The 9,362-nt window shown below is 65.0% G+C and carries 10 protein-coding genes; 3 read left to right on the top strand and 7 right to left on the bottom strand.

What is annotated here, in order from left to right; all coding sequences use genetic code 11:
* Positions 1 to 123 precede the first annotated feature (123 nt).
* From CS1GBM3_RS03970 to CS1GBM3_RS03950, 5 genes are all read right to left on the bottom strand, one after another.
* Complete coding sequence (locus CS1GBM3_RS03970) at positions 124 to 1,011, bottom strand: polysaccharide deacetylase family protein (protein ID WP_072391707.1); 888 nt, start codon at positions 1,009 to 1,011, stop codon at positions 124 to 126.
* A 117-nt stretch (positions 1,012 to 1,128) separates the two neighbouring features.
* Complete coding sequence (locus CS1GBM3_RS03965; RefSeq protein WP_072391705.1) at positions 1,129 to 1,545, bottom strand: thioesterase family protein; 417 nt, start codon at positions 1,543 to 1,545, stop codon at positions 1,129 to 1,131.
* Positions 1,546 to 1,573: 28 nt separating this feature from the next.
* Positions 1,574 to 2,809 (bottom strand): OmpA family protein, encoded by a 1,236-nt coding sequence (locus CS1GBM3_RS03960; protein WP_072391702.1) that lies wholly within the window; start codon positions 2,807 to 2,809, stop codon positions 1,574 to 1,576.
* 149 nt (positions 2,810 to 2,958) lie between these two features.
* Entirely contained in the window at positions 2,959 to 3,597 is a 639-nt protein-coding gene (locus CS1GBM3_RS03955) for a Spy/CpxP family protein refolding chaperone (protein WP_072391699.1), read from the bottom strand.
* Between the two features lie 156 nt (positions 3,598 to 3,753).
* Complete coding sequence (locus CS1GBM3_RS03950; RefSeq protein WP_072391696.1) at positions 3,754 to 4,119, bottom strand: hypothetical protein; 366 nt, start codon at positions 4,117 to 4,119, stop codon at positions 3,754 to 3,756.
* 157 nt (positions 4,120 to 4,276) lie between these two features.
* Here CS1GBM3_RS03950 and CS1GBM3_RS03945 point away from each other — a divergent pair, with 157 nt between their 5' ends.
* Positions 4,277 to 4,816: an SRPBCC family protein gene (locus tag CS1GBM3_RS03945; RefSeq protein WP_072391693.1), complete on the top strand. Its 540-nt coding sequence runs from the start codon at positions 4,277 to 4,279 to the stop codon at positions 4,814 to 4,816.
* Here the strand turns inward: CS1GBM3_RS03945 and CS1GBM3_RS03940 are convergent.
* Complete coding sequence (locus tag CS1GBM3_RS03940) at positions 4,813 to 5,652, bottom strand: DUF72 domain-containing protein (protein ID WP_072391690.1); 840 nt, start codon at positions 5,650 to 5,652, stop codon at positions 4,813 to 4,815. The genes CS1GBM3_RS03945 and CS1GBM3_RS03940 overlap by 4 nt on opposite strands.
* Before the next feature lie 150 nt (positions 5,653 to 5,802).
* On the opposite strand from CS1GBM3_RS03940, the gene CS1GBM3_RS03935 reads away from it, so the two are divergent.
* A complete protein-coding gene (locus CS1GBM3_RS03935; protein ID WP_072391687.1) occupies positions 5,803 to 6,747 on the top strand; it encodes an energy transducer TonB in 945 nt (314 codons plus the stop codon).
* An 80-nt stretch (positions 6,748 to 6,827) separates the two neighbouring features.
* Positions 6,828 to 8,351: an MFS transporter gene (locus CS1GBM3_RS03930; protein WP_072391683.1), complete on the top strand. Its 1,524-nt coding sequence runs from the start codon at positions 6,828 to 6,830 to the stop codon at positions 8,349 to 8,351.
* 105 nt (positions 8,352 to 8,456) lie between these two features.
* Here the strand turns inward: CS1GBM3_RS03930 and CS1GBM3_RS20025 are convergent, their stop codons facing one another.
* Positions 8,457 to 9,197, bottom strand: coding sequence for a DUF2147 domain-containing protein (locus CS1GBM3_RS20025; RefSeq protein WP_072391680.1), 741 nt, complete (start codon positions 9,195 to 9,197; stop codon positions 8,457 to 8,459).
* Between the last annotated feature and the right edge of the window lie 165 nt (positions 9,198 to 9,362).

Below are 9,362 nucleotides of genomic sequence, written 5' to 3'. Positions count from 1 at the left end.
CCAATTTGGGGCGTTTTTAGGGAGTTTAGCGACGAAGGTTCGGAAACGGCATTTCTTTTTTGGGGCTTATTCAGGCCCGACTAGGCCGCACCTCCCTGAGGGCCGTGCTTCGGGCCCTTGCTCCTAAGGCACCGTGCGCACGACGCTCGACATCGGCCGCTCGCTGCCAGCGGCGGGCAAGCCCTTGACGTCCTTTTCGATCAGGGCGTCATACTCGGCGAGCGTCTTGACGGCGTCCTTGGCCTTAATGTGCACGACCTTGTAGCCGCCCTTCTTGAGGGTCGTGAGCAGCGCCGGCAGGGCCTTGGCGGTGGTCGGCTGGATGTCATGCATCAGGATGATGCCCTTACCGCGCTTTTCCACTTTTTTCATGGTCGTCTCGACGAGCTTCTCAGGCGACTGGCGCTTGAAATCGAAGCTGTCGACGTCGGTAGAGAACATGGCGATGTTGCGGCTGCCGAGGTACGCGAGCGTCGCCTGGGAATCGCGCAGGTACGGATAGCGGAAGAACGGCGCTACCGGACCGCCCACGGCCCGGCGCACGGCGCTCACGCCCTTTTCGATCTCATCCTCGGCGTCCTGCTCCGACTTCTTGCGCAGGTCCTGATGCGACCAGGTGTGCGTGCCGACCGTATGCCCTCGCTGAGCCACGTCGCGAATGATCTCCGGCAAGCCGAGCGCCATCTTGCCAAGGCTGAAGAAGAGCGCCTTCGTGCATTCGGCATCCAGTGCATCAAGGATCGCATGCGTTGTCTTCGCCTGCGGACCGTCGTCGAAGGTGAGCACCACTTCCTTGTCCTGCAGGAAGTCATACGCCTTGTAATGATCCATGCCGAAGCCGGGCCCACCCGTGGTGTCGATCTCGACGGTGCGGGCGACACCGAGTGCATCCGGGTTCGTGCATGCGGATTTTTGAGCGGGGAGGGCAGAGGTCTCGGGCGGCGCCGGCGTTTCCCCTGCATGGGCGGCGGTCGCAACCAGAACGAACAGCATCGACAGCGTGAAGCGCATCGTGTCCTCCCCCGTATCGTTGTTGTCTTGTTTAGCAGCAAATAGCGGCGGCGGGGAGCCCCAGGGGACAGTGTGGGGAAAAAAGCGGTCGCCGCGTCGCCGGCGGAAGCGGCCGTCTCAGGTCGTCTTGGCAGTGAGCTTGCTCCAGAAGCGCGCCACGTCGACGATGATGCGCGTGTGCACGGCCTTGCCGATGGGCCCGTGAGGATCATGCGCCTCGATCTCGAACGTGAGCTTGCGTCCTTCGATCTCCGTCAGCGTCGCGGTCGCGGAAACCGTGAGCCCGAGCGGGGTTACTGCCGTGTGGCAGATCTCGACCTGCACGCCGAGGCTCGCTTCGCCCGGCGCAAGACGTCCTTCGATGCAGTCGACCGCAGCCTGCTCCATGAGTGCGGCGAGACTGGGCGTCGAGTACACCGCGACCCGTCCGCTCCTGACGGCGGGCGCGATGAGATCTTCGGTCACGGCCGTACTTGCGCGGCCGACGAGGCCGATGGCAAGCGCACGCGCCCCTGCGGCGTCGGAGGAAGTCATGCAGTTTCCGAGCGTTTCACCACGCGCATCAGCGGCCGAGGCGCAACTCGACGCGACGGTCGAGCTGGAAAAGCGCTTCTCCCGTGTAGGCCGAGCGGTTGACGCCCATGTAGGGTTCCGTCTTGCCCTTGGGCGTAAGTTTGAGATCGCCGGTGTAACCGCCCTCTTTGAGCAGCGCAGCCACCGCATCGAGCCGCTCGCGCGAGAGATCGAAATTGTAGGCATCGCTGCCGCGCTCATCCGCGTGCCCTGTGAGCTCTACCGCCGACAGCTTCTTGAGTTTGAGATACTCAAGCAGCAACCCAGCCGCCCGCTCTCCATCGGGTGTCAGACGTGACTCGTTGTAGACGAACATGATCGGCACCGGGATTACGGTTTGCTTGACGGGTTCACTTTCTTGCGGCGCCAGGGCGACCTTGGCCTCGGCCGATGGCGCCGGTTCGACGTCAGATGCACCACTCGGCTGGTCCGGCTGCGGCTCCGGCGCGACCGTCACCTCTTCACGTGCCTCAGGCTCACGTTCAGGCGCTTCCGTCACGGCGGCGGCGGGAGGCTCCGGCGTCCGTGGCGCCTCGGTGGTGGCGCTCTCCTGCAGTTCGTCACTCGCCTTCGCTGGCTCCTCGGCCCTCTCGGTCTCCTCCTCGGCCTTCTTCGCCTCCGCCTCGTTCTTTTTCGCCTCCTCGCGCGCTTCCTCGACGAGGCTCTCGAACTTGCGCATCACCTCTCCCGCCGCATTCGCCTGCTGTGACGGGCGGGCGGGCTCTTTGGCGGCGACCTGCGCATCCGGCTTGGCCGGCTCGGGCGGTGGCGTGCGGCGCACCTCATAGCTGAGCTTGGGATCGGTGCTCGCGAAGCGGTGCTCGGTTGCGAGGCTCCAGTTGCCGCCGGAATCGGTCTTGGCGGTGCCTGCCGGCTTGCCCTCCTCAAGCACGGTCACGTAGCTGTCCGGCTCGGCATGACCCGCGATGACGGAGGTGCCGTCGGGAGAGATGCGCGAGATGTCGATCGAGACGCTGCCTGGCTGCGCCGGTGCAGGTTCCTGCGGCGCCAGCGCGGCCGTTGTGTCCTCGATGGCCTTCTCGGCAGCCGACTTGGCCGGTTCTTCCGCTCCCTTGGCCGGCGACGCCTCACGATCTTTTGACGGGGGTTCCGGGTCGGTTGCCGCGAAGTCCCACGGCAACGGGATCCCAAGATGACGCGCTGCAAAAAGCGCGCCGCCGGAAATAGCGAGTAAAATCAGAAGTACCGCAACGCGCCGCAGCATTGCCACCAGACCTTGTTCCATCGAGCTAAGGACCAGCACGATGGGGCAGGTTTAGGGACTTATCAAGGCTTCGGCCGCGGATTTTCTGAACAATGAATAGGCGCGGAGCAGAAGATCCGCTCCGCGCCCGAAATGTCACGACCTAGTCGTCAGGTCTTATCGTCGGGAGCAGATCCCTCCGGGCCATGCTCGGGGCTCGGACCATCCTCCTTGCCATCGCGGGGGCCACGGTCACGCTTCCAATGACCTTTGCCTTTATCGCCGCGGCCACGGCGCTCGAGCTTCTGCTTCTGCTCGTCCGAGAGTGACGCATAGAACTTCTCGGCCGCCGGACGGAACGACTTCAGCGCTTCAAGCGACGTCTCGAGACCTGCCTGGGTCTGCGCCAAGCGCTCGATTGGCGTCGGACGCTGCCGCTTGCCATCCTCCGCACGCTCGGGGCGCGGCGGACAAGCTTCGCTGAGCTTTGTGGCTGCGGCGCGGGCTGCAGTCTTGAACTCCTCGAAGGTGGTCTTTTGCTCTTCGGTCGGCTTCACGCGATGCTCGATGCGCACCATCATATGGTCGGCCCGCTCGGCAACGTTGCCGCCGCAAACGCGGAATCCCGGTCCGCCGAACGGCAAGCCGAGGAGACCCGCACCGCCGCCGTGATGGCGGAAATGGCGCTCCTTGCCATCCCACTTGTGACCTTCCCAATAGTGACCGCGCTGCGCCATGGCGCCGGCCGCGGCAAGGCCCACGGTCGTCGCGGCGACGCCGGCCAGAATGAACTTACCCTTGCGTGTCATAAATCGGTTCTCCTTGCTTCGATCGGCGCAGGCCACAAGGGCCGGACAACCGGGAGGTCCCGGTTTGCGCCGTCTTGCAAGGAAGAACGAGGGAGGTTGTGATTTCCGTCGCGCTTTATTTCGACGGGGTTCGACCACCAAGCGGGCTGCCGATGTTTAGCGGCACAGAAGCAGGTCGCGCGAGCCCGCTTCGTCCGTCACCGTCAGCGTGTCCCCGGACACGGTCAGCGTGAAATCGTAGGGCTGTGCGTCGCCCTCGACGGTGCAGTTCGATTTCACTTTCCAATCTCCGTCTGCGCCTTCGACGGAGGTGAACTTGCAATGCGTCTCATGCTGGTCATAGCCGTCCCTCGAGAGCACGAGCGGCGCCTCCTGCCGGTCCTGCCCGACTTTGCATTGCGCGAGATCGGAAGCCCATGTGCCGACATAGGCGGGATCCGCCGCGTGCACGGACGCTGCGGCAGACAGTGCGATCAGAAGCGCAGAAGCACCGAATAAGGCGGTTGTTCTTGTCGTAGGCATTGCGTTTGCTCTCCTGATTTCGGTCAAATAGCGCTTGGCCGCGCTGTCACGACACAGGCAAGCGTCTCAAGCGCCGCGGGTCAAGAGGTGGCGCGTTGCAGTGCGGAATGATATGGACGCTTCGCCCTTTGCGCTGTGAGCGGTGGAGATTTCGCACATGCTGAAACGGATACTGATCGGACTTGCCGCGATCGTGCTTGTGTTCTTGGGCTACGTGGCGTTCTTGAAGCCGGCTGAGTTCCAGATCGAGCGCTCGAGCATCATCGTCGCGCCGCCATCCGCGGTGTTCGCGGAGGTCAACAACTTCCACAACTGGGAGGCGTGGTCGCCATGGGCCAAGCTCGATCCAAATGCGAAGGCGACGTTCGAGGGGCCTGACGCCGGCGAAGGGGCGGTGTTCCAATGGTCCGGCAACGACCAGATCGGCGAAGGCCGCATGACGCTGCTTGAAAGCCGCCCGGACGAACGCATTCGCATCCGCATCGATTTCGTGAAGCCGTTTGAAGGCACCAACGCAGCCGAGTTCACGTTCAAGCCCGACGGCCCGCGCACGATCGTGACCTGGACGATGTCGGGCGAGCAGACGTTTTTGCAAAAAGTCATCTCGGTGTTCGTCAACGTCGACAATCTCGTCGGCGCCGAATTCGAAAAGGGCCTTGCCAACCTGAAATCCGTCGTCGAGGCGAAGCTCGGCTAGTCGCGCGCGCCCTTTTTCGACATCTTGCTATCAAGCGCTTCGATCAGGGTTTGCGCCGCCGCGGGCGCTCGCACTTTGCCGCCGTGGATGAAGTACACGAACACGTCGCGCCGCCGTTTGGCGTCCTTCGGCACGGGCGCGACACAATCCGCTTCGACACGCGACGGCACGCCACCCTCGGCCCAGGTTTGCGCGGCCTTGGCCCAGCCCGTGATCTCAGCCTTGGGATATCCGGTCTCGATGTCGTCCTCGCCCTTTTGCAGGCGCGCGTAGACGAAGTCGCCGACCGGATCGGCGATCGCCGGATAGGTCGGATGATCGGCATAGACGACCGGCACGCCAGCCTGCCTCACGAGCGAGATGAACTCATCGCTCTTGAACGACGGATGGCGCACTTCCACGGTATGGCGCAGCCGGTGCCCGTCGAAGCTTTCGGGCAGGAGTTCCAGGAACGCACCGAAATCGGCGGCATCGAATTTCTTGGTCGGCGCGAACTGCCAGAGCAGGGGGCCGAGCCGGTCGCCGAGCATCGTCGGGCCGGAATCGAAGAAGCGTTTGAGCGAGTCACCGGCTTCGGCGAGCACCCGGCGGTTGGTCGCGAACCGCGGCCCTTTGACGGAGAACACGAACCCGTCCGGCACGTCGCGGGCCCACTTGGCGAACGTCGTGGGCGTCTGCGACCGATAGTAGGTGCCATTGATCTCGATGCTGGTCAGTGCGCGGCTTGCGAACGACAACTCCTTCGCGTGCGGAAGCTTGTCCGGATAGAACACCCCGCGCCAGGGCTCGAACGTCCAGCCGCCGATGCCGGTCCTGATGGTTCCTTGTGCGCTCATGATGCCTGCGCCACGCCTATGCCGTTGTCATGACTGCAACATAGTGCGCGTTGCCGTGGAGCGACAACCTGCCGGGGTAGGGGACGCCCTGCGGGAGGGCGACCGGCATGCTAAAGGGGTGGCCCGGCTAGGGCTTACTTGCACACAGGCATGGAAACAACGGCAGACGACATTTTAGCCTCGACCGAGCGACTGGTTCCGCCCCTGGAGAAGGGTCAGCGGATGTTCCGGCTTGCCTTGGTTGTCGCATTTCTGTTGCATGCCGCGTTGTTCATCGAGGTCGGACGCTCGGTACCGCAGCGCTCGGTCGGCGACCCCTCGGGCGCCACCGACGCCATCGCCGTCGACATTGTCACGGAAGCGGATCTCAAGAGCCGCGAGGCCGTGGCGATGCCGGCGGCCGGCACGCCAACACCGCCCGTGGCACCCCCTCAGCCGACGCCCGAGCCGGAACCCGCACCCGAGCCCGTCGAAAAGGCCGCCGAGCCGGCCCCGCCGCAGCCCAAGGAGGCGCCTCCGCAACAGGAGGCACCCTCGGAGAAGGCGCCTCAACAGCAGAAGACCGCGACGGCGCCGGATTTCGAGGCCGCCCTTCCTGACATCGCGACCATGCCGCAGCCGGCCGAGGCCGCAAAGCCGGCACCCGAGCCGTCACCAAAGCCGGAAGCGAAACAGGAGCCCGCAAAACCCGTCGAGAAGCGCGAGGCGCAGCCCGCCAAGAAGAAGCCCGCGCAGAAGCAGGCGCGCCTCGATCCGTCTCCCAAGGATTTCGAGAACGCGCCGCCCGGCCGCTCCGCCGGGGCGACGCGGCCACCCGGCATCACGCGGTCCGGTGAGAACGACGAGTTCGGCCGCGCCGTAATCCGCGCCTTGCGCCAAACCATGCCGCCGCCACGCGGCATCTTCGGTCGCGTCACCGTGCGATTGATCCTGACCCCGAACGGCGACCTCGCGGAAGTGCAAATGCTGGAGGCGTCAGGGACCAATCTCGACCAGAGCGTCGTCTTCGCGGCCAAGCAGACGTACTTTCCTCTGCCGCCGTACAACGCAACGGTGGCCGACCGCACGTTCACGATCCGCTACGTTTACCGCTGACGGTGCGTGCTGCGTGACATCCAGCACGGCAGGCGCTAAGACGCGGCACGCACAAAAAATGTCCGTGAGACGGCTCGACCATGTTGGATGACCACGCGCCTCCGAGCGCCAAGGCGGGGCGGCGTGACTGGATCGGGCTCGCCGTCATCGCGTTGCCGTGCGTGCTCTACTCCATGGACCTCACGGTGCTGCATCTCGCCGTGCCGAAGATCGCCGCCGACCTCAAGCCGGGCTCTGCTGCGCTGCTCTGGATCGTCGACATCTACGGTTTCATGGTTGCGGGTGCCCTGGTCACCATGGGCACGCTGGGCGACCGCATCGGCCGGCGTCGTCTGCTTCTGATCGGGGCCGCTGCGTTCGGCGTCACGTCGCTGCTTGCCGCCTTTGCCACCTCCGCCGAGATGCTGATCGTCGCCCGCGCGCTGCAGGGTCTTGCCGCGGCGACGCTGGCGCCGTCGACGCTCTCGCTGATCCGCAACATGTTCCACGACGATCGCGAGCGCGCCTTCGCCATCGGTGTCTGGATCGCGTGTTTCTCTGCAGGTGCCGCCATCGGGCCAGTCGTCGGCGGTCTGCTGCTTGCGCATTTCTGGTGGGGCTCCGTATTCCTGATCAACGTCCCCGTGATGCTGCTGCTGATGGCGCTCGGCCCGATCCTACTGCCGGAGTTTCGTGATCCGAACGCCGGACGCATTGATCTGGTCAGCGCCACGCAATCGATGGTCGCCGTGCTGTCGATCATCTACGGCATGAAGCGCATTGCGGAGGTCGGCGTGGGGCCTCTGCCGTTGTTCGCCATCGGCTTCGGTCTGCTCGTCGGCACCTACTTCTTCCACCGCCAGAGCCGGCTCGCCGATCCGCTGATCGACGTTAATCTGTTCCGCGTGCGGGGAATCTCCGCGGCACTCGCGACCAACATCGTCGCGCTGTTCGTCGTCTTCGGCACGTTCCTGTTCATCGCCCAGTACCTGCAGCTCGTGCTCGGCATGGGGCCGCTCGAGGCCGGCCTGTGGACCGCGCCCACCGGCATCGTATTCGCGTTGGGTTCGCTCGCCGCACCCTACTTGGAGCGCAACTATCGCCCGCACGTCGTCGTGGCGGGTGGCTTTCTCGTTTCGGCGGTTGGGTTCCTTATCTTGACGCAGCTCAGCGCAACCGATGGCCCATGGCTCCTGTTCATCGGCATGATGATCCTTTGCCTCGGCGTGGCGCCGACCGGTGCCATCACGACCGACATCGTCATGGCCGAGGCGCCACCGGAGCGGGCGGGCGCGGCGTCGGCCATTTCCGAAACGAGCTTCGAGTTCGGCGGCGCGCTTGGCATCGCCGTCCTTGGCAGCATCGTGACCGCGATCTATCGCAGCGCCATGGCGAGCCAGACATTGCCCGGCGTACCGTCCGAGTCTGTCGATGCGGCCAAGGATACCTTGGGCGGAGCTGTGCAAGTCGCAGCGCAGCTGAGCGGCGATCGTGGCCCGCAGCTGCTCGCAGCAGCGCGGGAAGCGTTCGTGCACGCTTTCGAGGTCACATCCGCGCTGTCGGCGTTGGGAGCCATCGGTGCTGCGCTTCTTGCCGCGACGCTGTTGCGCAACGTGAGACAGTGACGGCGCGGGAAAGTCCCGCGCCGTCACCCCCCGGTTTACGTCGGCCTTAGACCATGAACGCTTCGGACCCTATCCGTCCGACACGTCGATCATGGGTCTCATCATCTAGTCGCGACAGGGGATATCGATGACGCGGCCGACGTAGGGGATCTTGAACTTGCAGGTGCGCCGGGGCGCGGCCTCGAAGGTCTCCTCGGCGGGAGCGGGAGCAGCAGCCGGAGCTGGAGCCGCGACCGACTGCACCGGCGGCGCACTCGGCTGGACAGCAGGCGCCGCCGTAGCGCGGGCCTGTTCGGGAGCAGGCTTCATCGGCTTGCCGAGCAGGGCAACGGAGGGGCTCGTCGCGCCCGTTGCTATCGGCGCGGCGGCCTCAGTCTTGGGGTCTGACAGCGGCGTCGGGGCGGAAGCCGCAACAGGCACCGTCTTGGCGGGAGAGGCGGCCGTCGTTCCGTCGCAGCGGGCGAGATCGTCAGGAGCCCGTGTCCAGGTAAACGTCTTGCTGAAGAAAGAGCCGGCGTTTCCGACCACGCGCAGGCGGTCATCGCTGAGGCGCTTCAACGCAACGGTATACTTGCGGCCGCGATCCGGGCTGTAGATCCAGCCACCGCCGCCCGCGGTCACGTTGCCGAGAATCTGCATTCCGCAGCGCTTGGCGTTCTTGGCGTCGGCGATATGCACCACATAGCCGCAATGCCCGGTGCCGCTGGCACAGGGTGCGATCTCGACCGCCCCACGGCGCTCCGGGTCGAACCAGATGCCCGATGGATCAGTGCCGGCATGGCCGGTGGTGGAAAAGATGATGGCGCCCGCTGTCGCAAGCGTCAGACTGCGAATGTCGATAATCATGGCACGTCCCCTTCTCGCAATGCGAAGTCTCGCGGTCTCGATGCGAGATCAATCGCCGGTCGCGCAGCGGGCGGCTATTCCGCAGGGAACAGGGTCGGGATATTCGGCGGCGGTTGAACGGTGCAGGGGATTATCCTACGTCCTGGGCAGACAGCCGGGGATCAG

The organism is Hyphomicrobium sp. CS1GBMeth3 (assembly GCF_900117455.1).
GTDB lineage: Bacteria > Pseudomonadota > Alphaproteobacteria > Rhizobiales > Hyphomicrobiaceae > Hyphomicrobium_C.
The sequence above is the reverse complement of the archived record's forward strand: the minus strand, read 5'-3'. Positions and strand labels throughout refer to the sequence as shown.

What these genes read in the sequence shown, in the direction of transcription:
- CS1GBM3_RS03970 (WP_072391707.1), bottom strand. Translation starts at nt 1,011, where the DNA reads ATGCGCTTCACGCTGTCGATGCTGTTCGTTCTGGTTGCGACCGCCGCC.
- CS1GBM3_RS03965 (WP_072391705.1), bottom strand. Translation starts at nt 1,545, where the DNA reads ATGACTTCCTCCGACGCCGCAGGGGCGCGTGCGCTTGCCATCGGCCTC.
- CS1GBM3_RS03960 (WP_072391702.1), bottom strand. Translation starts at nt 2,809, where the DNA reads ATGCTGCGGCGCGTTGCGGTACTTCTGATTTTACTCGCTATTTCCGGC.
- CS1GBM3_RS03955 (WP_072391699.1), bottom strand. Translation starts at nt 3,597, where the DNA reads ATGACACGCAAGGGTAAGTTCATTCTGGCCGGCGTCGCCGCGACGACC.
- CS1GBM3_RS03950 (WP_072391696.1), bottom strand. Translation starts at nt 4,119, where the DNA reads ATGCCTACGACAAGAACAACCGCCTTATTCGGTGCTTCTGCGCTTCTG.
- CS1GBM3_RS03945 (WP_072391693.1), top strand. Translation starts at nt 4,277, where the DNA reads ATGCTGAAACGGATACTGATCGGACTTGCCGCGATCGTGCTTGTGTTC.
- CS1GBM3_RS03940 (WP_072391690.1), bottom strand. Translation starts at nt 5,652, where the DNA reads ATGAGCGCACAAGGAACCATCAGGACCGGCATCGGCGGCTGGACGTTC.
- CS1GBM3_RS03935 (WP_072391687.1), top strand. Translation starts at nt 5,803, where the DNA reads ATGGAAACAACGGCAGACGACATTTTAGCCTCGACCGAGCGACTGGTT.
- CS1GBM3_RS03930 (WP_072391683.1), top strand. Translation starts at nt 6,828, where the DNA reads ATGTTGGATGACCACGCGCCTCCGAGCGCCAAGGCGGGGCGGCGTGAC.
- CS1GBM3_RS20025 (WP_072391680.1), bottom strand. Translation starts at nt 9,197, where the DNA reads ATGATTATCGACATTCGCAGTCTGACGCTTGCGACAGCGGGCGCCATC.